This is a genomic window from Sphingomonas sp. Leaf5, from assembly GCF_001421155.1.
Lineage (GTDB): Bacteria > Pseudomonadota > Alphaproteobacteria > Sphingomonadales > Sphingomonadaceae > Sphingomonas.
This window is the reverse complement of record NZ_LMJZ01000003.1, coordinates 125,593-152,270: the sequence shown is the minus strand read 5'-3', so window position 1 is coordinate 152,270 and position 26,678 is coordinate 125,593. Positions and strand designations below refer to the sequence as shown.

The following is a 26,678-nucleotide window of genomic DNA, read 5'->3' as shown; positions in this document are numbered from 1 at the left end:
CCGCGACATGCTGGCCCGCTTCAACCGCCGAACCAGGCGCGCTTCCAAGACCCAACAGATGCTCGAAATCACCCCCGACATCCTCCTCGCCAGAAAACGCCTACAGAGTCCCACGTGAACACTCCCGGCGGAGGCGGGGGTCCAGAGCCGAATAGCACTCCGCTTGCGTCGGTGACCCTACGGACATACGCCGGTCGCCACATTTAAGCGGCAGTCCGCTACCGCGACGATCGCGGCAGAATGCTACTTCCCGATACTCACGCACCCAGCACGTGCATCCACATCGGTCGGCCAAGCACGCTGGTCGAGCTTTCCAGCTTTTCCAGCGCCTGCGCGACGCTGCGCTCGGGTCCTTCATGCGTGACGATCGCCACCAGCACGCTGCCATCGGCATTCGCGCCGCGCTGGATCAGGCTTTCGATCGACACGCCGGCATCGCGCATCGCCGCGGCGATTTCGGCGAGGACGCCGACCTTGTCGGTGACCTGCAACCGCAGATAGGCGCGGCCGCGGCGGTCGCCGGTCGGTTCGGGGGCCGCCGGGGTCAGGTCGGCGACCGGCATCGCATAGGGTGGGCCGAATTCGCCACGGGCGATGTCGATCAGGTCGGCGACCACCGCGCTGGCGGTCGGCCCATCGCCGGCACCGCGCCCCTGAAAGAACAGGCGGCCGACGAAATTACCCTCGGCGACCACGGCGTTCAGCGATCCGGTGACATGCGCCAGCGGATGGTCGAGCGGCACGAGGTGGGGATGGACCCGCTGGAACAGTCCACGCGGCCCCGCTTCCCCCACCCCGACCAGCCGGATGCGGTAGCCGAGCGCCGCCGCTTCGGCGATATCGGCGGCCAGCACGTGGCGGATGCCGGTGACCGCCACCGCATCGAACGCCGGCTGGGTGTTGAACGCGAGGCTGGCGAGGATCGACAGCTTGTGCGCGGCATCGACGCCGTCGATGTCGAAGCTCGGATCGGCTTCGGCAAAGCCCAGCGCCTGCGCCTCGGCCAGCACTTCGGCGAAATCGCGCCCCTCGGCCTCCATCTTCGACAGGATGAAATTGCAGGTGCCGTTCAGGATGCCGAAGACCTGCGAAATCTCGTTGGCCGCCGCGCCTTCGCGCAGGCCCTTGACGACCGGCACGCCGCCCGCGACCGCCGCCTCGAACTTCAACGCGACGCCCTTGCCTTCGGCGGCCTTCGCCAGTTCGAGGCCATGATGCGCGATCATCGCCTTGTTGGCGGTAACGAAGCTCTTGCCCGCCGCCAGTGCGCCGCGCGCCAGCGTCAGCGCCGGGCCATCCGATCCGCCGATCAGTTCGACCACGACATCGGCATCGCCCGCCTGCACCAGCGCCGCGGTGTCGTCGACCCACTGGTAGCGCGACAGGTCTACGCCGCGATCCCGACTGCGGTCGCGCGCCGATACCGCGACGACTTCGATCGGGCGACCGGCGCGGCGGGCGATCAGCGCGCCGTTGGTCTCGATCAACCGAATCACGCCCGCACCCACGGTTCCAAGGCCGGCGATGGCGACGCGGAGCGGTTCAGTCATGATATCCTCGGTTCGTTACGACATAAAATTGCGGCCGGAGCGTCGCCCCGGCCGGTTTCGTGTCTCTAGTCGCCACCGCGACGGAGGGAAAGGGCTTGGCTGCGGGTCATGCCTTGATAAGCCCAATCTCGACCAGCCGCTGATAGAGATAGTCGTGCGCAGTGATCGGCGTTTCGTAGCGATTGGGGCGTTCGTCCGAGACACAGGCCGGCAGCGTCTCGATCAGGAAATCGGGCGCGGGGTGCAGGAAGAACGGCATCGAGTAGCGCGAATGGCCGCGCCGTTCGGGGGCCGGATTGACGACGCGGTGAGTGGTCGACGGCAGCACGTGGTTGGTCAGCCGTTGCAGCATGTCGCCGACATTGACGACCATTGCACCCGGCGGCGGCGCGACCGGCAGCCAGCGTCCGTCGCGGTCGAGCAGTTCGAGCCCCGCTTCCTCGGCCCCCAGCAACAGGGTGATGAGGTTGATGTCCTCATGCGCGCCGGCGCGCACTTCGGGCGCATCGGCCGCGACCGGCGGATAGTGCAGCAGGCGCAACACCGAATTGCCGTCCTTCACCGCAGGGTCGAACCAGTTCGGCTCCAGCCCGAGATAGCGCGCGATCGCCGACAGCAACCGGTCGCCCGCCGCATCCAGCGCGGCGAACAGGTCGAGGAACGCCTCGCGAAACCCCTCCGGCCGGTCGGGCCAGACATTGGCGGGCATGACGTCGCCATAGCGGTGGCCGGCCACGAGTTCGCGGCCGACGTGCCAGAATTCCTTCAGATCGACATGGGTTGCGCCCTTGGCGATCTCGGTCTTGAACGGGGTATAACCACGCGCGCCGCCGCCGCCGTCGACGAAATAGCCGCGCTTTTCGCCCTCGGGCAGGTCGAAGAACGCCCTGGTCATCGCCCACGCACGGTCGATGACGTCCTGATCGACGCCATGGTCGGATACCATCGCGAACCCGAAGCGTTGGAACGAGCCGCCGAAATCGCGGGCAAAGCCATCGGGGTCCCGATCCGCCTGCGCCATCGAAATCAACGGAACCTGCGAAAGCGGCGTGTCGGCCATGGGTCTCAAATCCTGAAAGATACCGGAACGAAGCCATGAAGATAGACGCCCGGCCCGCCCACGAACAGGGTCATCCTTTGCGTGACGCAGCGCCCGAGTTCCGGCATGGGGGATGACGCGATGCAACAAAGAACCGATCCCCTGTCGCCCGACACCTCCGCCGCGCTGACCGACGCCGCCACCGGCCCCGAAGGATCGGCGGACCGTTCGCCGCTGCCGTTCGGCGAGTTCGTGACGCTGATCGCGGCGCTGATGGCGCTGACCGCGCTCGGCATCGATTCGATGCTGCCCGCGCTGCCCGCGATCGGCGATGCGCTGGGCGTCGCCGAACCCAATACGCGGCAGTTCGTCGTCACCTCGTTCCTGCTCGGCTTCTCGATCGCGCAGCTGGCCTATGGTCCGCTGGCCGATCGCTATGGCCGGCGGCCGGTGCTGATCTTTGCACTGATCGCCAGTACGATCACCAATCTGGTCGCAGCGGTATCGGGCAGTTTCCTGCTGCTGCTGATCGCGCGATTCGCATCGGGCGCGGCGGTGGCGGGCGGACGCGTCGTGACGGTGGCACTGGTACGCGACTGTTATTCGGGCCGGGCGATGGCGCGGGTCATGAGCCTCGCCTTCATCTTCTTCATGGCCGCCCCGGTGCTGGCCCCGACCTTCGGCCAGTTCGTGCTCGCCTTCGCATCGTGGCGCTGGATCTTCGGCGGGATCGCGATCGTCACCGCCGCTGTGTTCGCGTGGTTCGTGCTGAGGATGCCAGAAACGCTGGCCGAATCGGACCGTGCGCCGCTCGACCCCGGCCGGATCATCGCCGGCTATCGCATCGTGCTGCGCGATCGATATGCGGTCGGCTATACGGTCGCGGCGGCGCTGCTGTCGGGCGGGCTGTTCGGCTTCGTCGGATCGATCCAGCAGATCATGGAAGTGACGTTCGGCAAGCCCAGGCTGCTCACCGTCGTGTTCGCCTGCGTCGCGGGCACGATGGCGGCGGGGTCGTTCTTCAATTCGCGGATCGTGATGCGTTTCGGCACGCGGCTGATCTCGCACGCCGCCTTGCTGGGGCTGGTCGCGGTCGCGGCGGTCCATCTGGCGATCACGCTCGCCGGTCTCGAATCGCTGACCAGCTTCATCATCCTGCAGGCGATCATGATGGCCTGTTTCGGTCTTGCTTCCTCCAATTTCTCGGCGATGGCGATGGAGAATATGGGATCGATCGCCGGCACCGCCTCGTCGTTGCAGGGATTCGTGTCGATGCTGGGCGGTGCGGTGCTGGGCGCGCTGATCGGTCAGGCCTTCGACGGCACCACCGTGCCGCTGTATGGCGGGTTCCTGTTCCTCGGCATTCTCGCGCTGCTCGTCGTGTTTCGTACCGAACATGGCCGCCTGTTCCGCCGGGGATAGGAACCGGGGCGCGATCCGGCGGGTTTCCCCGTCCTAACCAGCAGGAGTCACGCGATGGGTGGTCATCAGGTAAATGGTCAGGGGTCGGGCGACGACGGCTATGACGAGGACGGCTATGACGAAAGCCAGCGCGCCGAAATCCTCGAAGCGACCCGCGACGGACCCAGCGACGGCACGATCCTGACCGACCTCGAACCCGATCTCGGCCTGTCCGACGACGAGGACGAGGACGAACTCGACATGGTCGACGACGAACTCGCCGAAGAGGACGAGACGGTAACGATCACCGGTCAGGGCGATCAGGCCGAGGACGAGTTGCAGGAAGATTTCGACGAGGACAATCTGCCCGAGGATAGCGACCTTGCCGATGCCGATCGGGACGCGATCGAACCGTGAGGATAGCGGCGGTCGTCGGGCTGGCGGTGCTGCTGTCGGCGTGCGGCGGCGGCGAGGCGGGTAACGAGATGGCGGCGGCGAACGACGCCGCCGTCGGTGCCGCCGAACCGACGCCCGTTGCCGGTGCGCCGACACCGGTGACGCCGTCGACCACATTGCCCCCCGGCGACGGCATTCCCGGCGTATCGGCCCCGCCCCCGGCCAACGAAGTCCGCTCGGTCGCCACACCCGATCCCGTCGCGACCGAAGCGGGTCCACAGGAAGCGGTGGCGGTGCTGAACCAGTATTTCGCGGCAATCGGCAGCGGGCGATATGACGACGCCTACCGCCTGTGGAACGGGCGTGGCGAGGCAGCCGGCATGACGGCGAAGGCGTTTGCCGATTCCTTCGCCAAATATGCTGAGTATCGCGCGACGATCGGAACGCCCGGCCGGATCGATGCCGGGGCCGGGCAACGCTATATCGACATACCGGTCCGGGTGACCGGACGGCTGAAGGACGGCACGCCGGTATCGCTCGCCGGACCGATCACGCTGCACCGGACCGGCGATATCGACGGCGCGACCGCCGAACAACGGGCATGGCGTATCCAGACCAGTGGCCTGAAGCCGCGTCCGGCACCATGAGTGCGCCCCGCTACACCCGACAGATCACCGCCGGTCCCGACGACATCGATGAGCTGGGCCATGTCAACAACGCCGTCTGGGTCCGCTGGATTCAGGACGTGGCGGTTGCGCACTGGCACGCGTTGGCCACGCCCGAACAGCATGCCGCCTATGTCTGGGTCATCACCCGCCACGAAATCGACTATCGCGGCAGCGTCCTCGCGGGCGAGACGGTGACGGCCGAAACCTGGGTCGCCGATGCGCCGAAGGGGGCGAGGTTCGACCGGCTGATGCAATTCACCGGCGCGGATGGGCGGGTAAAGGTCGAGGCCCGCACGACCTGGGCACTGCTCGACCGTCGGAGCGGGCGACTGCTGCGCGTGCCTGCCGAGGTGGTCGACCGGTTCACGCGGTGAGATGGGCGGTAGTTGCCGTCACTCCGGACTTGATCGAGACCGCTGCGAAAGTACCGATCCTGACCCCCTGCCGTACCCCCGCGCAGGCGGGAGTGTTCACGTCGGACTCTGTAGACGTTCTCTGGCGAGGAGGATGTCGGGGGTGATTTCGAGCATCTGTTGGGTCTTGGAAGCGCGCCTGGTTCGGCGGTTGAAGCGGGCCAGCATGTCGCGAAACGAGGCGTTGGACGATTCGATCAGATGCGTCTGCGCCTTGGTCTGCTGGTGGGGTTCGGGCGCGCCGATYCGYGCAAAGGCGAGGTGGTAGCAGGAGTTGGCGTCGGTGAAGATGGCGCTGATCTGGCCGACAGCGGCCTTGGCCAGGGCGTAGATGGCGGTCGCGCTCGTGACGCGACGCGTCGATGCCGGCGGCTGTACGCCGTCCAGATCACCGCTCGCTGCCGTTTTTTTGGACGTAGGTRTAGATCTCGTCCATCTCGATGACGTCRGCCTCCCCGGTGTCGACCGGAGCGGCTTGCGCAAGTTTGACCTGYAGCGTCGCATGCTCCTTGCGGATCCATTTGAGGACCCCCGCCGGCGATGCACCCAGCACCCGGCCGATCGCCCGGATGCCCATGCCGTTCATGTACATCTCGATCGCCAAAGCTTTCGTCTCGGCACTGAACCTGGGCTGGCTGTCGGTGCAGTATCGNCGGCCGATCGCCCGGATGCCCATGCCGTTCATGTACATCTCGATCGCCAAAGCTTTCGTCTCGGCACTGAACCTGGGCTGGCTGTCGGTGCAGTATCGACCGCACGCCCGGCACACATAGCGCTGATGCCCCGACTTGCGGCCCCGCTTGATAAGGTCGGTCCCCTCGCACGCTGGACAACGCATCCTATCCTCCCCGTCCCAAATCAAAGGAACACCGAAGAATCCAAAACGCACCTCGTGTAAACAGTCCCGCCTGCGCGGGGGTACGTCCAATGTCGGGTTACATGCGCAGTGTCCGCATCCCCGGTAACGCCGCAGGCTAGATCACGACGACATCAAGTCCACCCGTTTGTGCCGAGTAGGGACTGAGCTTTTCGAAGGCCCGTATCAAAGCATCTTTGGCAGTCCTTCGATACGTCGCTTCGACAAGCTCAGTGGCTACTCAGGACGAGCGGTTCGATGTTAAGTCATCATCCCCTAGCTACCGGTCAGCGAACCGCCTTCACGGCAGCGGGACGTTCGCCTCGGCATCGCGCCGGGCGCGACGTTCCGCCCGTGCGGCATTGGCGCGCTGGACGAAGCATCCCGTCTGCCCGCCGACGCCGGCGGTCGAGCAGCTGCCGATCCCGCTTGCACCCGCGTTCAGATTGTCGCCAACGCGCGTCGCCCAGCTTTCGCCGTCGCGGGTCGGTTCGACGTCGCGCAATTCCTTGGGAATACGGAACCGTTCCTGCTCGCCACGGCGGACGCAGACCACGATTTCCTCGCCATCGGCGTTGGTCGGGCACTTGTCGTTGCCATAGATGACCATCGTACCGTTGCGGACCTGCGCGTCGGCAGGCACCGCCGGCATGGCAAAGGCGACGATCACGGCGGCACCGGCCAGAAACATGCGGGTCATCACAAAATCCTCCTGTCGGGGTAACGCGCCGACGATCAAATGCGTTTCGAAACTTCGATGGCGATGCGGCAGCCCGCGCGGATCGTCGCCGACAGCAGCGGATAGGCGGGCGCGCGTTCGGCACCATGCGCCAGCGCCGCTTCCTTATGCTCCAGTTCCTCGGCCTGGAATTTGCGGATCGCGGCCCCGAGTTCGGGATCGTCGTCGCCCAGTTCGGTGAGCTGATCCTCATAATGCTTGTCGATCTCGGTCTCGACGGCGGCGGTACACGCCATTGCCGCCTCCGGCCCGAGCGCCGCCGTCGCCGCACCCAATGCGAAGCCGGCGACGTCCCAGATCGGCTGGATGATCGTCGGCCGCACGCCGCGTTCGGCGATCAGCGCGTCGAAATAGGCGCGGTGTTCCGCCTCCTGCAACGCCATGCCCTGGATCGCCGCCGACATCGGGCTGCGGTCGCCCATCACCGCCAGCTGTCCGGCATAGATGCGCGTCGCGCCATATTCACCCGCCTGATCAACGCGGATCATCGATCGGACCCCGCCCGGCCGGGGATCGCCGGGTCGCCACTTGCTCATGTCCGCCTCCGTGTCGCCAGCATCAGCACCACCAACGCACCGGTGATCGAAAAGATCGCGTTGAATCCGGCCAGCGAGATGCCGAGCACCGACCATTGCGGCACGTCGCAGCGTACCACCGGTTGCCGGACGATCGCCGCCAGCAAATCGCCGCCGGTCGCATGCAGCGTGTTCGCGCAGGCGGTGACCCCCTGCCACCAATGATATTCGACGCCGGCGTGGAACACCCCGATCAGCCCGCTGGTCAATATGCCGAGCGCCGCAAGGATCACCAGCAGCCGTTTCGCCGAGGTACGCGGCGCGAAGAACGACAGCGCCGCGAGCACGATCGCCGCATAATGCGGCCAGCGTTGCCAATGGCACATCTCGCACGGGTACAGCCCGCCCAGATATTGCGAGCCGAGCGCCCCCGCGATCAGCATGAGCGGCAGCAGCAGCGCGATCCAGCGCGCGAGCGGCAGGTCGTTGGCGCGCATCGGTTCAGCGCTTGCCGGGCTTGGGCGCGGCGGCGGCCATCCGCGTCGTCGGCCCGACCCGGCCCATCGTCTGCAACGCGTAATAGAGCTGGAAATCGTCGACGCCGCGCTTCTTCAGCGATTCGGCGGTTTCGGCGAAGCGCGGATCGTCCTTCGTATCCTCGGTCAGCGTCTTGTCGTCGATGCCGGCTTCGTTGACCAGATGCCGGCGCAGATCGGCCTCGCGGTACACCGGACGGCTCTTGTAATCGGGGTCCGAAATCTGCGGTACCTTCAGGTCGGGGTCGATGCCGCCTTCCTGGACCGACCGGCCCGATGGCGTATGATAGCGGGCGGTGGTCAGGCGCAGCGCGGTGTTCTTCGACAGGTCGAAGATCGACTGGACCGATCCCTTGCCGAAGCTGCGCTCGCCCATTACGATCGCACGGTGATGGTCCTGCAACGCGCCGGCGACGATTTCCGATGCCGATGCCGTCCCCGGATTGGTCAGCACGATGATCGGCAGCCCCTGCGCCAGATCGCCCGGCACCATTTCCTCGGCGAAATAGCGTTCGGTATCCGCCTTGTCGCGGCCGCGCTGCGACACGATCTCACCGCGCGCCAGGAAGGTGTCGGACACCTCGATCGCCTGCGTCAGCAGCCCGCCGCCATTGTCGCGCAGGTCGATGACATAGCCCTTCGGCTTGTGGCCCAGCGCCTTGTCGATCCCGGCGATCGCGGCGCGGGTATCGGCCCCGGTCGTCTCGCTGAAGGTGTTGATGTTGATGACGCCGATGCCGTCCTTCACTTCCCACTTCACCGGCTTCTGCACGATCGTGCTGCGCACCAGCGTCAGTTCGATCGGCTTGTCGCGGCCGGGGCGGACGATGGTCAGCGATACCTTCGACCCCGTCGGCCCGCGCATCTGCGCGACCGCTTCGTCCAGCGTGCCGCCGACGATCAGCTTGCCGTCGACATGGGTGATATAGTCGCCCGACTTGATGCCCGCGCGTGCCGCCGGCGTATCCTCGGTCGGGGTGATGACCTTGACCGCGCCGTCCTCCATCGTGACCGACAGGCCGAGGCCCGAATAATTGCCGCTCGTGGCGATGCGGAGATTCTCGAAATCCTTGGCGTCGAGGTAGCTGGAATGCGGGTCGAGCGCGGCCAGCATGCCGCGCATCGCCCCTTCCATCAGCGTCTTGTCGTCGACCTTGTCGACGTAGCTCGCCTTCACCCGGTTATAGACGTCCATGAAGTTATCGAGTTCGCGAAAGCTGCCGGCATCGGCCTGCGCCATCGCGCCGGTCGCGACGGGGACCAGCGCCAGCGCGCCGACGATCGCGGTAGCCTGAAGAAACGGACGGGACATACGCATATACGCTTGATGCTTTCGACTGCGGTACGGAAGCCACACTAGCTGGAAATCGTCCGGCGATCAAAGCGGCGATGGCCTGAACCGGAGATGGACGACGCGGGGGCGGATGCAAGCGGTTTTCCGCCGTTGCCGGAGAGTGTGTCTGGAAACGCGCGGAGCGGGCCGGCACCGCTAAACGCGCAACCGCGCGTTTTCGAACAGCCTTCCTCGCTACAGCATCGCGGCCAGATCGACGGGGACGCCGTGGCGGCGCAGTTCGACGGTCACCCGCGACTCCCCGCCCGGTGCCCGCCCGATCACCGTTCCCGCGCGGACATGCGCGCCGACCGGACCGGCACTGGCGGCCAAGCCGGTGATCGCCGTCGTCCAGCCGCCGCCATGGTCGAGGATGACGACCCGGCGATAGCCACGAAACCGCTTGCTGAACGCGATGGTGCCGGCCGCCGGCGCGACGACGACAGCCCCCGGTGGAACCGTCAGCGTGACGCCGCGCGCGCGCACCCCGCTATCGCTGATTTCGCCGAACCCGGCGGCGACGATCCCTGCGACCGGCAGGCGATAGGCGGGCGGGGGCAGGGGCGAAGCGCCGGTTTCGGGGCGCGGCAGCGGTCCCGGCAACGCCGCCAGCGCGGCGCGGGTATCGCTGACCTCGCCCAGTTCCTCCAGCGAATCGACGATGTCGCGCGCCTGTTCGCCCAGCGCGATCGCCCGGTCCGATTCGACCAGCGCCCCGCGCGCCAGCGCCCGCGAACGCAGCCGCTGTGCCGCCTCCGCCTGAACCAGCGCCAGTCGTTCGCTCTCCAGTCGCGCGTTGCTCGCCGCCAGCGCGGTCAGCGCCGTGCCGGCCTGCGACCGCAGCCGCCCGGCATCGGCGATGGCGGTGCGGACCGCGGCGGTACGCTGCTGCATCGCGGGCACCACGGTGCCGAGCACCGCGCGGACATGGACCAGATCGTCGGTCGACCCCGGCTGCGCGACGGCCAGCCATGCGGGACGGCTGGCCAGCGACTGCAACGCGCCGACCAGCCGCGCGACCGGAGCCTGCCGGGCCGCCAGTTCGCCACGCCGCCGGGCGAGCAGCTCCCCGATCAGGGCGACGCGCGCCTGCGCCGCCCGGCGGCCGGCTTCGGCAGCGGTGATGCGTGCGGCGAGCGCGGCCTGAGCGGCACGACTGCGTTCGGCCCCGGCGCTGGCGGCGCGGGCGGCGCGGTCGAGCTGTTGTGATCGGACACTGGCCGCCGCCGCCGCCCGGCGCGCGCTTTCCAGCCGCGCGCGCCCGGTGGCGATCGGGTCGTCCTGCGCCCACGCCGCCGCACCCGCCAGCGCGGCCAGCCCGGCGATCAGGGCGACGGCGCGCCTCATCCCTCGCGGTGATAAGGGTGGCCGGCGAGGATGCTGGTCGCGCGCCACAATTGTTCGGCCAGCATCGCGCGGGCCATCAGATGCGGCCATGTCGCCCGGCCGAACGCCAGCAACAGGTCGGCCTGCGCCCGCTGCGCATCGTCGAAGCCATCGGCGGCACCCAGCAGGAACCGGGTTTCGCGCACGCCATCGTCGCGCCAGCGGCCAAGCTGCGTCGCGAACGCCAGCGACGGCAGGTCGCGGCCCTTCTCATCCAGCATCACGATGCGCGTGCCCGGATCGACCGGCGGGATCTTGCCGCCGGTATCGGGCAGTTCGGTGATCCGGGTCGGCCAGCCGACCCGCTTGAGATAGCGGTCGATCAGCTCGGCTTCGGGACCACGCCCGATCCGCCCGCGCGCGACGATATGCAGCAGCACGGGCGGCCGGCGTTATGCGTGCGCGGTCGGGTTCAGCGTGTCGCCGAACGCCCACATCCGCTCCAGATTGTAGAAGGTGCGGACTTCGGGGCGGAACAGGTGGACGATCACGTCGCCGGTGTCGATCAGCACCCAGTCGGCGGTCGGCAGCCCTTCGATGCGCGACGGGCGACCGAACTCGGCCTTGACCCGTTCGGCGAGCTTGGTCGCCATCGATGCCACCTGCCGGCTGGACCGGCCGCTGGCGATGACCATGTAATCGGCGATGCTCGACTTGCCGGCGAGCGGGATCGACACCGTCTCGACCGCCTGGTCGTCGTCGAGGCTGGCGAGCACCAGGCGGTGCAGCGCTTCGGTCTCGCGCATGGCATCGGTCGGGTCGGAAGAAGTCGGCAAGGGGGTCAGCTTTCAGGGGCCTGTGCACCGGACCGGACGGGCGGAATTGCCCGACGGTGCCAAGCGGGATCGGCGGCGCGGATCGCGGTCGCCGAAGTCGGATCGGGGCGGAAGCGTAAACGGACCAGCGCCGGCAAACTCCACATCGTCCATCGTCTCGCCTGGCCTGCGGGCCGCGCATGGCGCCGCAACCAGCCCATCGCAGGACTAGCGAGGGCGCGCCCGTCATAGCCCGGACGCGCGACGACCGCAATCGCCACAGTCCGCGCAATTCCGCGCCAGTCGCGCCAACGATGAAACTCCGCCAGATTGTCCGCCCCCATCAGCCAGATGAAGCGATGCTGCGGGTATAGCCGCACCAGTTTGCGTAAGCTATCGACGGTATAGCGCGTGCCGAGCCGGCGTTCGATCGCGGTCGGCCGGATCGGTGCATGGCGTGCCACCCGCCTCGCCGACGCCAGCCGCGCGGCGAGCGGGGCCATGCCTGCGGCCGGTTTCAACGGGTTGCCGGGCGATACCAGCCACCACACCTCATCCAGCGCCAGGGCGCGTTTGGCGGCAAGCGACACCCGGCGATGGCCGTTGTGCGCGGGATTGAACGATCCGCCGAGCAGGCCGATGCGGCTCATGCGTCCCAATCCTCCCGATCATGCCGGATGCGCAGGATTTCGACGCGGTCGGGTAGCATGCGGTAGAACAGGAGGTACGGCGTCCCCCGGACCCGCCATTTGCGAACCGTGCCCGAAAGAATCTCCGGCCCTGCACCCGGATGTTCGCGGAGGAACTTGCCCGCCTGCTCGATCCTATCAATCATACGATCGGCGAGCGCCGTGTCGATTGCCAGAAACTTGTCGTCGATCGCTTCGAGATCAACGCGGGCCGGTGCCGACCACTCGATACCGATCATCCGCCGCGGAGCCGCCTTCGTCGTTCCTTCAATTCGGCAAACACGACCTCGTGCGGAATCAACTCGCCTCGATCGGCGGCATCGATCCCGACTTGAACGAAGGCCGCCAATTCCTCATCGGCACGCACCGCGCGGCGCAGCGCGTCGGCGGCGAACTCGTCACGGGTAATACCGCGCGCCGCCGCAACGCGGCTGATCGCATCGTCGGTCGCCGCGTCGATCGCGGTGGTGATCGGTCGCATTTCCATCACCGCAACCTATGCCGCGCCAGCCCCGTCATCAAGGCCGGGTCTGACCGGTCCCGCGCACGATCCACTTGTAGGTGGTCAGCCCCTCCAGCGCGACCGGGCCACGTGCGTGCAGCCGCCCGGTAGCGATGCCGATCTCCGCGCCCAGCCCGAATTCGCCGCCATCGGCGAACTGGGTGGAGGCGTTCCACATCACGATCGCCGAATCGACCCGCGCGAGGAAATGGTCGGCAGTCGGTTCGTCGGCGGTGATGATTGCGTCGGTATGATGCGATCCATGCGCCGCGATATGCGCGATCGCCGCGTCGACGCCGTCGACCAGCTTCACCGACAGGATCGCGTCGAGATATTCGGTGTCCCAGTCGTCGTCGTTCGCCTCAAGGATCGCCGGGTGCAGCGCCCGCACCTCCGCATCGCCGCGCAATTCGCAGCCGGCGTCGAGCAACCCGGTCAGGATCGGCAGCGGATCGGCAAAGCCCCGGTCGATCAGCAGGGTTTCGGTCGCGCCGCACACGCCGGTGCGACGCAGCTTGGCATTGACGACGATGTCCCGCGCCATCGCCGGATCGGCGGCGCGATCGACATAGCTGTGGTTCAGCCCGTCGAGATGCGCCAGCACCGGTACCCGCGCCTCTGCCTGCACCCGCGCGACAAGGCTCTTGCCCCCGCGCGGGATGATGAGGTCGATCAACCCCTCGGCGGCCAGCATCGCCCCGACCGCCGCCCGGTCGGTCGTCTGGATCAGTTGCACCGCCCCTTCGGGCAACCCGCCGGCCGCCAGCCCGCGGACCATCGCCGCATGGATCGCGCGGTTGCTATGGATCGCCTCGCTACCGCCGCGCAGGATCGCCGCATTGCCCGCCATCACCGCCAGTGCCCCGGCATCGGCGGTCACGTTGGGGCGGCTTTCGTAGATGATCCCGATCACGCCGATGGGCACGCGCACGCGGGTGAGGACGAGGCCGTTGGGACGTTCGGCGCGGTCGATGACGTCGCCGACCGGATCGGGCAGTCCGGCCACCGCCTCGACCCCGGCGGCGGTAGCTTCGAGCCGGGCGGCGTCGAGTCGCAACCGGTCGAGCATCGCCCCCGACAGGCCGTTCGCTTCGGCCGCGGCAATGTCCTGCGCATTGGCGGCGAGGATCGCGGGGCCGTCCGCGCGGATCGCGGCGGCAGCGTGACGAAGCGCGGCGGCCTTGAGCGTGGTCGGCGTGATGGCGAGCGTCTGCGCAGCGGTGCGGGCGGACTGGCCCATCATTACGATTTCCTGACTAGGCAACAATCGGTCGGTGGTCATGTCCGGTCTTCTCATATCAGCGGTTGTACAGCTGTGACGATCGAGGCGGTCTTTGTCACGTTGACGGCGCAACAACAAAAGGGCCGCCTCACAGGGAGGCGACCTCATTTTCGGAAACCCGTTTCCGAGGATCAGAAGTTGGCGCGGACGCTCGCGTTGAAGCGGCGGCCAATCAGGTCGTTGTACGAACTGGGATGTAGCTCGCCATAATATTCCTGACCCTGACGATTGAACAGGTTGTTGACCGCGACCGTGAAACGGAAATTGTCCGCTGGATCGAAGAACACGCCCAGGTTGACGACCGCATAGGCGTCAAGCTTGTCCAGTTCTCGGGCGTCGGTTCCGCTGCCGGCAACGCCCTGTGCGCGGTTCAGGCGGTTGAACAACTGCTGGCCGACAAAGTTGACCGTGGTGTTCAGACCGAAGTTCCGCTCGACATAGCGGATGCGCAGCTGCCCGGCTAGTTGCGGGTCGCCGATGACGCCCTGCGAATTGGCCGCACCGACGCCGGTGATGTCGTTCAGACGGCGATCGACATAGGTAAGGTCGGTGCCGAAGCTCAGCGTCCCATTCATGCCGACGCCGGACATGGGCAAGGAATAGTTCAGCGTCCCTTGGATGCCGCTGACTTCCAGACGCTGTCCGTTCACGAACCCGCTGGTGACGGCCGGCGTCGACGGATTATTGACTACACGCCCGGTGGTCGGATCGCGCAGAACCTGCGAGCAGAAGCCGTTGGCATTCAACACGTCGCTAGCGTTGAACGACGGGTTGTCGAAGCAGCCCGATACGATTTGCGCGACAGACAGGTTGGCGATCGGCCCACGGAGCGAGATGTTAATATAGTCGGCCGTGACCGAGAAGCGGGGCAGGAACCGCGGCTGGAGGACGACGCCGTAGCTGAAACTGCGGGCTTCTTCGTTCTCGAGGTTGGGATTGCCACCCGACCGAGCGAAAACAGTCGCCAGCGACGCCGGGTCCGGCGTGTTGAAGTCGGTGCCGGGGAATGCCGCGATGAACGCCGCGCAATTTGCGGCACGGACCGCAGGTGCAGGACCGCTGTTACGGCTCGCCGGCTGGCACAGATCTGGGACGGTCGAGAAAGTGTTGACCTGCGGGAGGAACAGTTCGGTGATACCCGGCGAACGGAACGACCGCGTATAGGTGCCGCGGAACATGACGTCCTCAATCGGCGCGACGTTGGCACCGCCGGTATAGGCAAAGAAGCCACCGTTGATCGAGTTGTGCGAATATCGCCCACGTCCGGTCAACTGCACCTGATGCAGGAACGACCATTCCAGCTGTGGCGAGACGAGCGGAAGGACGACTTCGCCGAAAATGTCGTTCAGCTCGTACGCGCCAGACAGCGCGGTGATCGGCACCGACCGGCCGCGGCCCTGCTGCTGGAAATCCGATGGCGTGAAGCTCGCCGCTTCGCGACGATATTCGTAGCCGACGTTCAGGCCTATACCGCCCGATCCATAGATGTCGCCGGTCGTACCCGACAAGCTGGAGTTGAACACCGTCTGTTCCTGACGGCTGCGCGTCACGAACTGTTCGATGACATAGGCCCGGGCCGCCTGCGATGCCGCACCGCGACCGAACAGGTTCAGCGGAACGCAGGCCGAATCGGCAATTGGCGTGCCGCCGGGGGCTGCGAAGCCGTTGCCGCCGGTACGAGTCGCGGCTGTGGCGCAGACGATGTTGCCGGAGGCGTCGCGCGCGACATTCGTCGCGTTGATAAATCGTTGCGCGTTCAGATCCTGACCATAGTCACTACTGCGCGTCCGGCCGTACGAGCCATAGACCTCGGCATCGAAATCGCCGCCGGCGAAGCGGAACGTGCTGCGGATGCCGGCCACACCATAGGCGACGTCCGTTTCGTTGTACCCAGTCAAATCGGCAAGGTCGTCCGATGCGCGCGAAAGTTGGAAGGTGGTGACGCCACGCGAGGTCAGCTGCGCCCGCGCCTGATCGTTCAGGAACGGATTGTTGACGCTGTAGCTCACCGGAGCGCTTAACCCGCCGAACAGCGACGAGTTGAACGTTGGCTGCTGGGTGAGCTCGTCGGCGCGGGATTTGAAATAGGTCCCTTCCGCGAACAGTTCGACATCGTCGGTGGCCTTGAACGTGATGAAGCCGTTCAGCGTCGTACGACGCAGGTCGGACGTGATCTGCGTATAGTCCGAAAACCGGAAACCGTCGCCGCCCGATCCCGACGTGCCGGGGAAAACGATGCCTTGATTGAAGGGCACGAGGTTGCCGTTCGATGCGAACTGCAGGCCGTTGGACGTTGCCACGCCGAACGGGACCGCCGGATTGAGGGCGTTGCCGGTTGCGAGGTTGGTGCCCGTGATCAGGCCACCCGGCGTGAGGAACGGGATGTTGACGTTGCGGATCAACACCGTGCCGGGATTACCATCGGTCGGGCTGTTGTTGAAACCGTAATTCGGGTTTAGGCGACCGTCGTCCCCCGGCACGATCCCGCCCGGACGCAGCGTGGCGGACTGCGCCGCCGATGGGTTGGTGGCCCCGCCGATGCGGCGGCGGAGGAAATCACGGTCGTTGTAGACCATGCCCTTGAGATCGTCGTGCGACGCGGCGACGGTGATGTTCAGGCGATCGTCGAGGAAGCTGCGTCCCGCGATGCCCGAAAAGTTCAGATTCTGGTTGTCGCCCTGTTCCGAAATTCCGCTGGTGGCACTGAGTTCGAGGCCTTCATACCGCGACCGCAGCGTGATGTTGATCGTGCCGGCGATCGCGTCCGAACCATAGATCGGCGCGCCGCCTATGCTCAGGGTATCGATGCTGTCGACAGGATGCTCGGAATGATGTTGGTGTCGACCTGCGTACCGGCAGCTGCATTGGTGAAGATCGTCGCGACGTTCGAGCTGACGAAGCGGCGGCCATTGTAGAGCGTCAGGGTACGATTCGAGCCGAGGCTGAAGATGTTGATGAAGTTAGTGCCCTGACCAAAACCCTGACCGCCCTGCGGCGTGACGCTGCCACGCACGCCGGGCAGTTCGTTCAGCGCGTCGGCGACGTTGGTGAAGTTGCGTTCACGAAGCTGCGCGCTACTGAACGTTGTGATCGGTTCCGGCGAGGTCAGGTTCGGATTGCGAATACGCGACCCGGTGACGATGATCGTGTCGACGCTGTTGTTCGCCTCTTCGACGCGCGCTTCTGCAAGGCAGGCGGCATCGCCCGGATCGCAAGCTTCGGTAGCGGCGGCCTGACGGCCGGCTTCGGCCGTCTGCGCAATGACAGCGGTAGGGATAAGCGCGTACGACGCAAGCGCCGTCGCGCCGAACCAGCGGTAGATTTTCATGATTTTGGCCCCGTTATGTGTACCGGATGAAACCGGTCCGACTGGGACAGGAAAATGTATTATCGGATACCATGCAAGGGGCGGCTGCGCACCGATATAATACAGGTACGCGACAGTTGCATGAATGCCACATGAATGAAACAGTACTGCGCAGCAGTGATATTAAACAACGTTCCACATGATAAATGTTATAATGATACTACGCAGCAACAGTTTGTTACTTCACTTTCACCGCTCGACGCACATCGCAATGCCCATGCCGCCGCCGATGCACAGCGTTGCCAGCCCCTTCTTCGCGTCGCGGCGCTTCATTTCGTAGAGCAGCGTGGTCAGCACGCGGGCACCCGATGCGCCGATCGGATGGCCGATCGCGATCGCGCCGCCGTTCACGTTCACCTTGTCGGCGGTCCAGCCCATGTCCTTGCCGACCGCCAGCGCCTGTGCGGCAAAGGCTTCGTTGGCCTCGACCAGGTCGAGGTCGTCGACGCTCCAGCCGGCCTTTTCCAGCGCCCGGCGCGAGGCGGGGACGGGGCCGATGCCCATGATCGACGGATCGACGCCGGCGGTGGCCCAGCTCTTGATCGTGGCGAGCGGTTCGAGGCCGCGTTTGGCGGCTTCGTCGGCCGACATCACGACCAGCGCGGCGGCACCGTCGTTCAAGCCCGATGCGTTGGCGGCGGTCACCGAACCGTCCTTCTTGAACGCCGGACGCAGGCCCGACACGCCGTCGATGGTCGCGCCGGCGCGGATATATTCGTCCTGATCGACCACCGTGTCGCCCTTGCGGCCCTTGATCGTCACCGGGGCGATCTCGTCGACGAAGCGGCCTTCGCTGCGCGCGGCTTCGGCGCGGTTCTGCGAACGGACGGCGAATTCGTCCTGCTCGGCGCGGGTGACCTGATATTGCTCGGCAAGGTTTTCGGCGGTGATGCCCATGTGATAGCCGTTGAAGACGTCGGTCAGGCCGTCCTTGATCATGGTGTCGACCATCGTGCCGTCACCCATCTTGGTCCCGGCGCGCAGTTGCACCGCATGTGCCGACAGCGACATGCTCTCCTGTCCGCCCGCGACGACGATCGTCGCGTCGCCGGTCTGGATCGCCTGTGCCGCCAGTGCCACCGCGCGCAGGCCCGACCCGCAAACCTGGTTCAGGCTCCATGCCGGCACTTCCTTCGGCACGCCTGCCGCCATCGACGCCTGCCGGGCCGGGTTCTGGCCCTGTGCGGCGGTCAGCACCTGGCCGAGGATCACTTCCGATACGTCCGCCGGCGCGACACCGGCCTGATCCAGCGCGGCGGCGATCGCCTGCCGTCCCAGTTCGTGCGCCGGCACCGCGGCAAAAGCGCCGAGGAAGCTCCCGACGGGGGTACGCTTGGCGGCAACGATGACGACGTCGGTCATGGGCAATCCTTCTCCTAAAGGTTCCCGCGCTATCTAGTGCGCGAACCGTCGCATAGCCAGTGCGCAAGCGGTTCCCACAGGACGCTTCGTCCGCGCGAGCCGACGATCATGCCGACATGGCCCGCGGGCACGATCCGCCGGTCGGGCAGGCCGATCGCGCTGGCGGCGGGAACGATGCGGTCGTCCGCCGCGACGAATTCGACCATCGGCACGGGGTGGTCGGCGGCGGCGATGCGATCGGCGACCCGCCAGCGTCCGGTGCCGGGCAGATCGGCATCGAACAGGTCGTCGAACAATTCGCGCCCCGCCGCATAGGGGAGCGGCGCGCCGGCATTGGCCCAATCCTCCAGCGCGACGAACGCCTGCGCCTTGGCCGATGCCGGGTCGAGATCGGCGAAGGCGACATATTTGTCGACCGTGCGCCCCGGATCGAGTTGCCAGAACATCGCCTGGAGAAACTCCATCGGGACGAGGCCCATCCGCTCGGCGGTCGGCTGCGCCATGGTCCATTGGTCGGCGATGCCGGCGCGGGTCGCATCGTCGAACCCCGCAAAACGCCACGGCGTGGCAATCAGGGCGATGCCCGCCACCGGCACGAACCCCGCCGTGGCGAGCGCGATCGTCCCGCCAAGGCAATAGCCGACCAGCAGCGGCGGTTCGTCCAGCGTCGCGCACAGCCGCGCCGCCGCCTGCGCATGACGCCCAAGGTCCATCGCGCGATCGTCGGGCGCGGGCGTCCCCCAATCGACCAGCAACACCCGCAACCCCTGTCCGGCCAACCAGCGCAGCAGCGAGTTTTCGGGCGACAGGTCGAGGACGAACGGCGGATTGATGAGCGACGGGATCACCACCACCGGACGGCCGGTCCCGCCATAATCGCGCAACCCGATCCGTCCGTCGCGCGCGACCGGTTCGGCCATCGGCGCGCGCGGCAGGCGCGGCGCGTCCTGATAGGCGCGCAGACCCGTCAGCGCGCGGGCGCGACGGCCGGGATCGTCGGCGGTTTCGCTGCGCAACATCGAGAGAAACAACGGTAAAGGCCGTGGGCCGTGTTGCGGCGCGGTATCAACCGGTGTAGCCATAGGAACATCTTTCGCGCAAGGATTTCGCATGAAGAAGGCAGCGGCCGACGGCAGCCCCGTCATCATCAAGAAATACGCCAATCGTCGGCTCTATAATACCGAGACTTCGTCCTACATCACGCTCGAGCATCTGGCAGCGATGACGCGCGAGCATCGCGATTTCAAGGTCGTCGATGCGAAGACCGACGACGACATCACCCATAACGTGCTGACGCAGATCATTATGGAGGAGGAGAGCCGGGGGCAGACGCTGTTGCCGGTCAGCTTCCTGCGTCAACTCATCACCTTGTACGGCGATTCGATGCAGGCGATGGTGCCGGGGTATCTGGAGGCGTCGATGGACAGCTTCCGCCGGAATCAGGAACAGTTCAAGACCGCGGTCGAGGGTGCCTTCGCCCATTCGCCCTTCGCGGAAATCGCCAAGCGCAACCTCGCCATGTTCGAAGCGGCGGCGCATGCGTTCAAGCCGGGTACTCCCGGTGCGCCCGGTACCCCCGGCGCAACCACGCCCGCGACCAACACGACCGAAACGCCGGTCAAGGTCGATGAAATGGCCGCCCTGCGCGCCGAACTTGCCCGCTTGCAGGACAAGGTCGACAAGCTGGGATGAGCGGGCGGGGGTGCCGTTCGGTGCCCCGCCCGCGCAGTCGGGTTCGAACTTGTCGGGAAGCGTCCGCCAAGAACGGCTACCCTGCGAAACCCCGTTCCCGGTGCGCGCGCGGTACGTCGTCCGATCGCGGCTCGAACCGGACCGAACGGCAGGGGGGAGGGCGATACGGCCCTCACCCCATGAACGTTACTTCGGCTTGACGAAGCGCAGCGTCATTCGGTCGCTTTCGCCGATCGCGGCATATCTGGCGCGGTCGACGTCCTTCAATCGATAGGTCGGCGGCAACGTCCACACGCCTTGCGGCCAGTCGGCGGTATCCCTCGGGTTGGCGTTCACGTTCGATTTGCCGGCCAGCCTGAACCCGGCCTTCGTTGCAAAGGCGATGACCGAGCTTTCCTTCATATATCCCGATTTCTCTTCGGCGGCGGCGTCGCGTCGCTCGGGCAGGCGGTGCTCGACCACGCCCAGCACGCCGCCGGGCTTCAGCATCCGGAACATCGCGTCGAACGCCGCCTGCGCCTGATCGGCCCCGCCGAAGCGCCAGTTGTGGACGTTGCGGAACGTCAACACCTTGTCGGCGACGCCGTCCGCCACGCCGGCCTGTCCGGCATCGGCGGGGAAGGCCATCGTCTGCACCTTGCCGAACGCGGTCGCATCGCGCGCTTGCAGTTTCGCCACCATCTCGGCGGTGCGCGGCAAGGGGCCGGCGGCAACATACCGGCCCTTTTCGCGCAGCATCGGTGCCAGGATTTCGGTGTACCAGCCATTGCCCGGCCAGATTTCGACGACCGTGTCGGTCGGCTTCACCCCGAAAAACGCCAGCGTCTCGGCCGGATGGCGATAGCGGTCGCGTGCCGTATTCGCCGGATCGCGCAGCGGCGATGCGACCGCGGCGGCCAGCGGGCCGCGCGGGGCCTGCGCCGGGGCGGGGGTCAGCGCGACCAGCGCGGTACTTAGGACTGGCAGGAACAGGGCGGTTCGACGCATGGGAAAACTCCTGACGGGAGGAACGGGTGGACGACGCACACAGGCTGTTATGGACGATCGCGGGCGTGGCGGCGATGCTCTTTGCGGTGTCAGTGCTGGCGGAACGTCGCCGTACCCTGCGCCGCGATCCCGATCGCGTCGGCTGGATGCCATGGACGCTGGTTCAGTTGATCGCGGTGCTGCTGGCGGTGTTCAGCGTCGCGATGGCCCTGAAATAGCGCGCGATATCCGGCCGGCGGACGCCGGGCAAGGCACGCTGTTCACCCCCGCTGCCACCGCTCAATAAAAGCGCGCCAGCGTCAGCGTGCGTACCGCGCCGTCGCACATCGTCAGCCGCACGACCCGTCCCGGTGCATCGGTGCCCCAGCGGACGTCGACGCCGCCATTGGCCGTCAGCGCCACGGCCTGTCCATCGACCTGACAGATCAGGTCGTTGGCCTTCCACCCCGCCTTCGCCGCCGGACCGCCGGCCATGACGTGCAGCACGCGCAGCCGCGCCCGGTCGTACCCCAGCAGCAGGCCGCTGGTCGATTTGAGCGGCGCGGGCGGGGCGTCGGGGTTCGGTGACAACAGCATCTGCCCCGCGCCGGGATCGAGCAGCACGCGGTAGCGCAGCAACAGCCCGGTGCCGACCCGCCCGACGACGCGAACCTGTTTGGCAAAGCCGCCATCCGCCTCGATCCGCACTTCGATCGGCCCGGTCGGCTGCCCGCCCAGCGACACCGCGTCGGTGACGGTCAGCCCGGCATCGACCACCCCGCCCGCGCCATAGGCGATCGTCGACGTGACCCGCGCGCCCCTGATCGCGGCCGTGCGCCATGCACTCCGCGCAATGCTGAGCGCGCCGCCATCGCCGGTATCGATCAGCAGCGGGCGGAGGCGCGTCTTCGCCAGCATCGCCTGCGTCAGATACAGGCCGCTGCCCGACTGGACCGACAGCGGCACGCGGGTGCCGGTGAACGGCATCCGTCCGCTCGGCAACAGGCGGAACCGGCGGTTGGCGAAATCGATGTCGAGCGCATGCGGAGAGATCAGGTCGGTACCGACCAGTACATCGGCATCGCCCGAGGCGCTGGCGAGCAGTTTGGGCAGGTCGATTACCGCCACCCGTCCGCCGCTGCGGTCGAGTGCGCCGAACGCGACCGACTTGGTCGCCGCCCAGTCGACGCGGATCGAACCGCCCAGCGCCACGCCCGCCGCTGCGCCCTGCGGATCGATGGTCAGCTTCGCACGGCGGGCGAAGTCGCGGCTGACCGCCGAATGGTTGAGCCCGGTGTCGAGCAGCGCCTGCGCCGCGACGCCGTCGACGGTCATCGCGAACCGCAGATGGTTGGCGGTGGTCAAAGTGAAGGGCACCCAGCGCGCCTCGGCATCGGCGGACAGCGTGCCCTGCGCACGGGCGATGGCGGGCGCGCACAGCAGCAGCGCGAGGATCAGGCGGAGCAACACCGCCCGGATGTAGGGCGACGGTCGCGCAAGTGCTACAGGCAGGCCTCCAGCAGCGCCTGATCGAAGCCATATTGCCGCGCCTTGTCGAGCGTATAGGGGCGCATCCCCATCGATCGATATTCACCGATGATCTTGCCGTCGGCGCTTTCGTCGAGATACTCGAACTTGAACAGCTCCTGCGTCACGATCACCGGCCCTTCCATCCCGATCACCTCGGTGATGTTGGTGACGCGCCGCGAACCGTCGCGCAGGCGCTTGACCTGTACGATCAGGTCGACCGAGTCGGCGATCTGGCGGCTGATCGCTTCCTTCGGCACCTTGATGTCCGACATCATCACCATGTTCTCCATCCGCGCGAGGCATTCGCGCGGGGAGTTGGCGTGGAGCGTCGCCATCGATCCGTCGTGACCGGTGTTCATCGCCGCGAGCAGGTCGAAACACTCGCTGCCACGGATTTCGCCGAGGATGATCCGGTCCGGGCGCATACGCAGCGCGTTCTTCACCAGATCGCGGATGGTGATCTCGCCTTGCCCCTCGAGGTTGGGCGGGCGGGTCTCCAGCGGCAGCCAGTGCGGCTGTTGCAGCCGCAATTCGGCGGCATCCTCGATCGTCAGCACGCGCTCGCCGGGGTCAATCATCTTCGACAGGGCGTTGAGCATGGTGGTCTTGCCCGATCCGGTGCCGCCCGAGATCACGACGTTGAACCGGCTGGCGCCTGCGACCTTCAGCGTGGTCGCCATTTCCTTGCTCATCGATCCGAAGCCCGACATCATGTCGATGGTGATCGGTTTCGCCGAGAATTTCCGGATCGAGATCGCGGTGCCCTTCAGGCTCAGCGGCGGCACGATCACGTTGACGCGGCTGCCGTCCTTCAGCCGCGCATCGGCCAGCGGCGTCGTCTGGTCGACGCGCCGCCCGACCGAGTTGCAGATGCGCTGCGCGATCTGGAACAGATGCTCTTCGTCGCGAAACGCGATATTGGCCAGCTCCAGCTTGCCTTTGCGCTCGACGAACGTCTGTTCCGGTCCGTTGACCATGATGTCGCTGATCGCCGGGTCCGCCAGCAATTCCTCAAGCGGTCCAAGGCCGAGCAACTCGTCGACCAGCACCTTTTCCAGCGCGAACTGCTCGCGCCGGTTCAGCGTCAGCTTCAATTCGGCCAACACCTCCCCGACGATCGGCCGGAATTCCTCGGCCAGCTCGTCCTTGTTGAGCGTCGCGGCGGCTTCGGGATCGACGCGTTCGAGCAGGCGCGGCAACACCTGTTCCTTGATCCGGTGGATCGAGGATTCGAACCCCTCGACGCGGCTGTTGCCGGCCTCGCCCGACAATGCCTGCCGGTCGGCAAGCCGCTGCATCGCATCGCCCACTCCCTGTGGCAGGCTGCCTGCCTGTTCGCCGGGCATCGGTGCGAAATCGTCGCCCGACAGCGGTATCTGGGTCAGCGGTGGAAATTGCGAGCCCATGTCGATATCGGCGGCGCGCGCCGGTCCCGATCCCTGCATCGGCCGCGCCACCCCGAAGGACGGCCTGCCGCCGCCCGCTCCGCCCATGCCGCTCCGCCGCCCGAATGCGTTCACGCTCGCCACCCCATTGATTCTCAGACGACAGGCTAGGGGGGAAGCTTTTACAATTGCCTAAGCATGTCCGGAACGGCTGATGCGCGAAGGGCGAGGCATGTCACCATGCCCCGCCCGACAACGGTTGGATCGAGGATACGCCGGCCGCTGCCTCCGTCGTCATTCCCGCGAAGGCGGGAATCCATACACCCGACGTCTGCGGATACTACCGGGCGTCGGCGGTAATGGGTTCCCGCCTGCGCGGGAACGACGAAGGATGGTTCAGATGTGGATCGGCTTGCCCTGCACCGCCATCGCCGCTTCCTTGAGCGCCTCGGCATGGGTCGGGTGTGCGTGGCAGGTATAGGCGATGTCTTCGCTGGTCGCGCCGAATTCCATCGCCTGTGCCGCCTGCGCGATCATCGTGCCGGCCAGCGACGAGACGATCCACACGCCGACGACGCGGTCGGTCTTGGCGTCCGCAATGACCTTCACGAAGCCGTCGGTGTCGCGGTTGGTCTTGGCGCGGCTGTTGGCGGCGAACGGGAACTTGCCGATCTTCACCTCGCCCTTTTCCTTGGCGGCTTCCTCGGTCAGGCCGACGCCGGCGATTTCGGGCATGGTATAGACGACCGACGGGATGACGTCATGGTTCACGATGCCGGTCTGGCCGGCGATGAACTCGGCGACCGCAACGCCCTCGTCCTCGGCCTTGTGCGCCAGCATCGGTCCGTGGACCACGTCGCCGATCGCCCAGATGCCGTCGACCTTGGTGCGGAATTCGTCGTCGATATCGACCTGCCCGCGCTGGTTGACCGACAGGCCGGCCTTGTCGAGCGCCAGATGTTCCGTGTTGGCGCGACGACCGATCGACACGAGCACGGCGTCGGCGGTGATCGTCGTCGCTTCGCCGCCGGCGGCAGGTTCGACCGTCAGCGTCGCGGTGCCGCCGTCGACCGATGCGCCGGTGACCTTGGTCGAGGTCTTCAGGTCGAAGCCCTGCTTCTTGAACAGCTTGGCCGATTCCTTGCGGACCTCGCCGTCGAAGCCGGGCAGGATCTGGTCGGCATATTCGACCACGGTGACCTTCGCCCCCAGGCGACGCCATACGCTGCCCAGCTCCAGCCCGATCACGCCGCCGCCGATCACGACCAGATGCTCGGGCACCTTGGGCAGTGCGAGGGCACCGGTCGAATCGACGATGATCGCCGCGTCGTTGTCGACCGCCACGCCCGGCAGCGGGGTAACGCTCGACCCGGTGGCGATGACGATGTCGCGCGCGGTGACGGTGCGATCGCCGATCTTCACGCTATGGTCGTTCTCGAACGACGCATAGCCCTTCAGCCATTCGACCTTGTTCTTCTTGAACAGATATTCGATGCCGCCGGTCAGCTCGCCGACCGCCTTGGCCTTTTCGGCGTGCATCTGGTCGAGGTTCAGCGTCGCGCCCTGAATCTCGACGCCGAACTTGGCGAGGTGGCCGCCGGTGGCCTCCTCATACAGTTCGGACGCATGCAATAGCGCCTTGGACGGAATGCACCCGACGTTCAGGCAGGTACCGCCTAGCGTCTCGCGCCCTTCGGCGCACGCGGTCTTCAGCCCGAGCTGCGCCGCGCGGATCGCCGCGACATAGCCGCCGGGGCCGGCACCGATCACGAGAACATCGAAGTCATAGTCAGCCATTGGTCTTACATCCCGTCCTAGTCGTTGTGGGCGATCACGCGGATCGCGCCGTCGCCGGTACGGCGGCATTGTGCCGCAAATTGTCGCAGGGCCGGAACTCCCCGCATCACGTAATCGAGTGCATCGGCATTGCCGAAGGTTTCCGCCATATAGACATCGGCCTTCGTCATTGCCCGCGGATCGAAGCGCCGGGCAAGGCCGGCATCGTCCTGCCGGTCGAGCGCATCGGCGAACGCCTTCATCAGCGGCGGCGCGATCAGGCCGATCCCGCCCTCGCCATTCTCGTCGGCACCCAGTTCGGGCAGCGCGGCGATGATGATGCCCAGCGTGTCGCCGATATCGTCCGCCGACCCGGTCAGCAGATAATGGACCGCGTGCCACGCCTCGCCCAGATCAAGGAAGTCGAGATCCTCGACGCCTTCCTCGAACAGGAAGTCCTCGAACACCGATGGGTCGGCGACCAGCCGGTCGATGTCGGCATCGCCGGCCCGACGCAGATAGATCACCATGCCCATCGGT

General features: G+C 66.6%; 28 protein-coding genes. 6 read left to right on the top strand and 22 right to left on the bottom strand.

The features are described 5' to 3' along the window. Positions 1 to 257: 257 nt before the first annotated feature. The gene (locus tag ASE50_RS04940; protein WP_056002264.1) at positions 258 to 1,550 is read right to left on the bottom strand and encodes a homoserine dehydrogenase; all 1,293 of its coding nucleotides are present in this window, start codon (positions 1,548 to 1,550) and stop codon (positions 258 to 260) included. Between the two features lie 106 nt (positions 1,551 to 1,656). Beyond that, positions 1,657 to 2,610 carry an isopenicillin N synthase family dioxygenase gene (locus ASE50_RS04935; RefSeq protein ID WP_056396452.1) on the bottom strand — a complete coding sequence of 318 codons (954 nt, stop codon included), beginning with the start codon at positions 2,608 to 2,610 and terminating at the stop codon, positions 1,657 to 1,659. Between the two features lie 120 nt (positions 2,611 to 2,730). Between ASE50_RS04935 and ASE50_RS04930 the strand changes: the two genes are divergently transcribed. From ASE50_RS04930 to ASE50_RS04915, 4 genes are read left to right on the top strand one after another with little or no spacing between them, the layout of a single operon-like run. After that, entirely contained in the window at positions 2,731 to 4,011 is a 1,281-nt protein-coding gene (locus tag ASE50_RS04930; RefSeq protein WP_056396481.1) for a multidrug effflux MFS transporter, read from the top strand. 54 nt (positions 4,012 to 4,065) lie between these two features. Next, complete coding sequence (locus ASE50_RS04925; RefSeq protein ID WP_056396449.1) at positions 4,066 to 4,407, top strand: hypothetical protein; 342 nt, start codon at positions 4,066 to 4,068, stop codon at positions 4,405 to 4,407. Further along, positions 4,404 to 5,033 carry a hypothetical protein gene (locus ASE50_RS04920; RefSeq protein WP_056396446.1) on the top strand — a complete coding sequence of 210 codons (630 nt, stop codon included), beginning with the start codon at positions 4,404 to 4,406 and terminating at the stop codon, positions 5,031 to 5,033. The genes ASE50_RS04925 and ASE50_RS04920 overlap by 4 nt, the downstream gene beginning before the upstream one ends. After that, complete coding sequence (locus ASE50_RS04915) at positions 5,030 to 5,428, top strand: acyl-CoA thioesterase (protein ID WP_056396443.1); 399 nt, start codon at positions 5,030 to 5,032, stop codon at positions 5,426 to 5,428. The genes ASE50_RS04920 and ASE50_RS04915 overlap by 4 nt, the downstream gene beginning before the upstream one ends. A 1,196-nt stretch (positions 5,429 to 6,624) precedes the next feature. Here the strand turns inward: ASE50_RS04915 and ASE50_RS04900 are convergent. The 15 genes from ASE50_RS04900 to ASE50_RS04830 form a co-directional block, all read right to left on the bottom strand. After that, complete coding sequence (locus tag ASE50_RS04900) at positions 6,625 to 7,023, bottom strand: hypothetical protein (protein ID WP_235512163.1); 399 nt, start codon at positions 7,021 to 7,023, stop codon at positions 6,625 to 6,627. Positions 7,024 to 7,058: 35 nt separating this feature from the next. After that, positions 7,059 to 7,598: a demethoxyubiquinone hydroxylase family protein gene (locus ASE50_RS04895; RefSeq protein ID WP_056396429.1), complete on the bottom strand. Its 540-nt coding sequence runs from the start codon at positions 7,596 to 7,598 to the stop codon at positions 7,059 to 7,061. Next, on the bottom strand, positions 7,595 to 8,074 hold the full coding sequence (locus tag ASE50_RS04890; protein ID WP_056396426.1) for a disulfide bond formation protein B: 480 nt from the start codon (positions 8,072 to 8,074) through the stop codon (positions 7,595 to 7,597). The genes ASE50_RS04895 and ASE50_RS04890 overlap by 4 nt, the downstream gene beginning before the upstream one ends. Before the next feature lie 4 nt (positions 8,075 to 8,078). Then, on the bottom strand, positions 8,079 to 9,425 hold the full coding sequence (locus ASE50_RS04885) for a S41 family peptidase (RefSeq protein ID WP_056396423.1): 1,347 nt from the start codon (positions 9,423 to 9,425) through the stop codon (positions 8,079 to 8,081). 216 nt (positions 9,426 to 9,641) lie between these two features. Beyond that, positions 9,642 to 10,793: a murein hydrolase activator EnvC family protein gene (locus ASE50_RS04880; protein ID WP_056396419.1), complete on the bottom strand. Its 1,152-nt coding sequence runs from the start codon at positions 10,791 to 10,793 to the stop codon at positions 9,642 to 9,644. Then, on the bottom strand, positions 10,790 to 11,212 hold the full coding sequence (locus ASE50_RS04875; protein WP_056001154.1) for a 23S rRNA (pseudouridine(1915)-N(3))-methyltransferase RlmH: 423 nt from the start codon (positions 11,210 to 11,212) through the stop codon (positions 10,790 to 10,792). Before ASE50_RS04875 ends, ASE50_RS04880 begins: the two co-directional genes overlap by 4 nt. 12 nt (positions 11,213 to 11,224) lie before the next feature. Next, positions 11,225 to 11,578 carry a ribosome silencing factor gene (gene rsfS, locus ASE50_RS04870; RefSeq protein ID WP_056001157.1) on the bottom strand — a complete coding sequence of 118 codons (354 nt, stop codon included), beginning with the start codon at positions 11,576 to 11,578 and terminating at the stop codon, positions 11,225 to 11,227. 35 nt (positions 11,579 to 11,613) lie between these two features. Next, complete coding sequence (locus ASE50_RS04865) at positions 11,614 to 12,237, bottom strand: nicotinate-nucleotide adenylyltransferase (RefSeq protein ID WP_056396414.1); 624 nt, start codon at positions 12,235 to 12,237, stop codon at positions 11,614 to 11,616. Continuing rightward, complete coding sequence (locus tag ASE50_RS04860; protein ID WP_056396409.1) at positions 12,234 to 12,515, bottom strand: type II toxin-antitoxin system RelE/ParE family toxin; 282 nt, start codon at positions 12,513 to 12,515, stop codon at positions 12,234 to 12,236. The genes ASE50_RS04865 and ASE50_RS04860 overlap by 4 nt, the downstream gene beginning before the upstream one ends. Beyond that, a complete protein-coding gene (locus tag ASE50_RS04855) occupies positions 12,512 to 12,763 on the bottom strand; it encodes a CopG family ribbon-helix-helix protein (RefSeq protein ID WP_056396406.1) in 252 nt (83 codons plus the stop codon). Before ASE50_RS04855 ends, ASE50_RS04860 begins: the two co-directional genes overlap by 4 nt. Before the next feature lie 31 nt (positions 12,764 to 12,794). Beyond that, on the bottom strand, positions 12,795 to 14,075 hold the full coding sequence (locus tag ASE50_RS04850; protein WP_200909478.1) for a glutamate-5-semialdehyde dehydrogenase: 1,281 nt from the start codon (positions 14,073 to 14,075) through the stop codon (positions 12,795 to 12,797). A gap of 116 nt (positions 14,076 to 14,191) precedes the next feature. Further along, a complete protein-coding gene (locus ASE50_RS04845) occupies positions 14,192 to 16,636 on the bottom strand; it encodes a TonB-dependent receptor domain-containing protein (RefSeq protein ID WP_056396400.1) in 2,445 nt (814 codons plus the stop codon). A gap of 218 nt (positions 16,637 to 16,854) precedes the next feature. Next, a complete protein-coding gene (locus ASE50_RS04840; RefSeq protein WP_056396397.1) occupies positions 16,855 to 17,388 on the bottom strand; it encodes a TonB-dependent receptor plug domain-containing protein in 534 nt (177 codons plus the stop codon). A gap of 228 nt (positions 17,389 to 17,616) precedes the next feature. Then, positions 17,617 to 18,789 carry an acetyl-CoA C-acetyltransferase gene (locus ASE50_RS04835; RefSeq protein WP_056396395.1) on the bottom strand — a complete coding sequence of 391 codons (1,173 nt, stop codon included), beginning with the start codon at positions 18,787 to 18,789 and terminating at the stop codon, positions 17,617 to 17,619. A 29-nt stretch (positions 18,790 to 18,818) separates the two neighbouring features. Continuing rightward, positions 18,819 to 19,808 (bottom strand): alpha/beta fold hydrolase, encoded by a 990-nt coding sequence (locus tag ASE50_RS04830; protein ID WP_056396392.1) that lies wholly within the window; start codon positions 19,806 to 19,808, stop codon positions 18,819 to 18,821. 91 nt (positions 19,809 to 19,899) lie between these two features. On the opposite strand from ASE50_RS04830, the gene phaR reads away from it, so the two are divergent. Next, positions 19,900 to 20,481, top strand: coding sequence for a polyhydroxyalkanoate synthesis repressor PhaR (phaR, locus tag ASE50_RS04825; RefSeq protein WP_056396389.1), 582 nt, complete (start codon positions 19,900 to 19,902; stop codon positions 20,479 to 20,481). Positions 20,482 to 20,667: 186 nt separating this feature from the next. Here the strand turns inward: phaR and ASE50_RS04820 are convergent, their stop codons facing one another. Beyond that, on the bottom strand, positions 20,668 to 21,468 hold the full coding sequence (locus ASE50_RS04820; RefSeq protein WP_056396385.1) for a class I SAM-dependent methyltransferase: 801 nt from the start codon (positions 21,466 to 21,468) through the stop codon (positions 20,668 to 20,670). Between the two features lie 26 nt (positions 21,469 to 21,494). Here ASE50_RS04820 and ASE50_RS04815 point away from each other — a divergent pair, with 26 nt between their 5' ends. Next, positions 21,495 to 21,686: a hypothetical protein gene (locus ASE50_RS04815; RefSeq protein ID WP_056001183.1), complete on the top strand. Its 192-nt coding sequence runs from the start codon at positions 21,495 to 21,497 to the stop codon at positions 21,684 to 21,686. A 61-nt stretch (positions 21,687 to 21,747) separates the two neighbouring features. Here ASE50_RS04815 and ASE50_RS04810 read toward each other — a convergent pair whose 3' ends face one another. The 4 genes from ASE50_RS04810 to ASE50_RS04795 all read right to left on the bottom strand — a co-directional run bounded on the left by ASE50_RS04810 (position 21,748) and on the right by ASE50_RS04795 (position 26,668). Further along, a complete protein-coding gene (locus ASE50_RS04810; protein ID WP_056396382.1) occupies positions 21,748 to 22,917 on the bottom strand; it encodes an aspartyl protease family protein in 1,170 nt (389 codons plus the stop codon). A gap of 32 nt (positions 22,918 to 22,949) precedes the next feature. Next, the gene (locus ASE50_RS04805) at positions 22,950 to 24,470 is read right to left on the bottom strand and encodes a CpaF family protein (RefSeq protein WP_056396379.1); all 1,521 of its coding nucleotides are present in this window, start codon (positions 24,468 to 24,470) and stop codon (positions 22,950 to 22,952) included. Positions 24,471 to 24,758: 288 nt separating this feature from the next. Next, positions 24,759 to 26,159: a dihydrolipoyl dehydrogenase gene (gene lpdA, locus ASE50_RS04800; protein WP_056396376.1), complete on the bottom strand. Its 1,401-nt coding sequence runs from the start codon at positions 26,157 to 26,159 to the stop codon at positions 24,759 to 24,761. Between the two features lie 17 nt (positions 26,160 to 26,176). Then, complete coding sequence (locus ASE50_RS04795) at positions 26,177 to 26,668, bottom strand: DUF1877 family protein (protein WP_056396374.1); 492 nt, start codon at positions 26,666 to 26,668, stop codon at positions 26,177 to 26,179. Between the last annotated feature and the right edge of the window lie 10 nt (positions 26,669 to 26,678).

What these genes read in the sequence shown, in the direction of transcription:
- ASE50_RS04860 (WP_056396409.1), bottom strand. Translation starts at nt 12,515, where the DNA reads ATGATCGGTATCGAGTGGTCGGCACCGGCCCGCGTTGATCTCGAAGCG.
- ASE50_RS04895 (WP_056396429.1), bottom strand. Translation starts at nt 7,598, where the DNA reads ATGAGCAAGTGGCGACCCGGCGATCCCCGGCCGGGCGGGGTCCGATCG.
- ASE50_RS04820 (WP_056396385.1), bottom strand. Translation starts at nt 21,468, where the DNA reads ATGCGTCGAACCGCCCTGTTCCTGCCAGTCCTAAGTACCGCGCTGGTC.
- ASE50_RS04830 (WP_056396392.1), bottom strand. Translation starts at nt 19,808, where the DNA reads ATGTTGCGCAGCGAAACCGCCGACGATCCCGGCCGTCGCGCCCGCGCG.
- ASE50_RS04915 (WP_056396443.1), top strand. Translation starts at nt 5,030, where the DNA reads ATGAGTGCGCCCCGCTACACCCGACAGATCACCGCCGGTCCCGACGAC.
- ASE50_RS04885 (WP_056396423.1), bottom strand. Translation starts at nt 9,425, where the DNA reads ATGTCCCGTCCGTTTCTTCAGGCTACCGCGATCGTCGGCGCGCTGGCG.
- ASE50_RS04845 (WP_056396400.1), bottom strand. Translation starts at nt 16,636, where the DNA reads ATGGTCTACAACGACCGTGATTTCCTCCGCCGCCGCATCGGCGGGGCC.
- ASE50_RS04840 (WP_056396397.1), bottom strand. Translation starts at nt 17,388, where the DNA reads ATGAAAATCTACCGCTGGTTCGGCGCGACGGCGCTTGCGTCGTACGCG.
- ASE50_RS04935 (WP_056396452.1), bottom strand. Translation starts at nt 2,610, where the DNA reads ATGGCCGACACGCCGCTTTCGCAGGTTCCGTTGATTTCGATGGCGCAG.
- lpdA (WP_056396376.1), bottom strand. Translation starts at nt 26,159, where the DNA reads ATGGCTGACTATGACTTCGATGTTCTCGTGATCGGTGCCGGCCCCGGC.
- ASE50_RS04900 (WP_235512163.1), bottom strand. Translation starts at nt 7,023, where the DNA reads ATGACCCGCATGTTTCTGGCCGGTGCCGCCGTGATCGTCGCCTTTGCC.
- ASE50_RS04930 (WP_056396481.1), top strand. Translation starts at nt 2,731, where the DNA reads ATGCAACAAAGAACCGATCCCCTGTCGCCCGACACCTCCGCCGCGCTG.
- ASE50_RS04880 (WP_056396419.1), bottom strand. Translation starts at nt 10,793, where the DNA reads ATGAGGCGCGCCGTCGCCCTGATCGCCGGGCTGGCCGCGCTGGCGGGT.
- phaR (WP_056396389.1), top strand. Translation starts at nt 19,900, where the DNA reads ATGAAGAAGGCAGCGGCCGACGGCAGCCCCGTCATCATCAAGAAATAC.
- ASE50_RS04865 (WP_056396414.1), bottom strand. Translation starts at nt 12,237, where the DNA reads ATGAGCCGCATCGGCCTGCTCGGCGGATCGTTCAATCCCGCGCACAAC.
- ASE50_RS04795 (WP_056396374.1), bottom strand. Translation starts at nt 26,668, where the DNA reads ATGGTGATCTATCTGCGTCGGGCCGGCGATGCCGACATCGACCGGCTG.
- ASE50_RS04890 (WP_056396426.1), bottom strand. Translation starts at nt 8,074, where the DNA reads ATGCGCGCCAACGACCTGCCGCTCGCGCGCTGGATCGCGCTGCTGCTG.
- ASE50_RS04835 (WP_056396395.1), bottom strand. Translation starts at nt 18,789, where the DNA reads ATGACCGACGTCGTCATCGTTGCCGCCAAGCGTACCCCCGTCGGGAGC.
- rsfS (WP_056001157.1), bottom strand. Translation starts at nt 11,578, where the DNA reads ATGCGCGAGACCGAAGCGCTGCACCGCCTGGTGCTCGCCAGCCTCGAC.
- ASE50_RS04805 (WP_056396379.1), bottom strand. Translation starts at nt 24,470, where the DNA reads ATGGGCGGAGCGGGCGGCGGCAGGCCGTCCTTCGGGGTGGCGCGGCCG.
- ASE50_RS04855 (WP_056396406.1), bottom strand. Translation starts at nt 12,763, where the DNA reads ATGGAAATGCGACCGATCACCACCGCGATCGACGCGGCGACCGACGAT.
- ASE50_RS04940 (WP_056002264.1), bottom strand. Translation starts at nt 1,550, where the DNA reads ATGACTGAACCGCTCCGCGTCGCCATCGCCGGCCTTGGAACCGTGGGT.
- ASE50_RS04925 (WP_056396449.1), top strand. Translation starts at nt 4,066, where the DNA reads ATGGGTGGTCATCAGGTAAATGGTCAGGGGTCGGGCGACGACGGCTAT.
- ASE50_RS04850 (WP_200909478.1), bottom strand. Translation starts at nt 14,075, where the DNA reads ATGAGAAGACCGGACATGACCACCGACCGATTGTTGCCTAGTCAGGAA.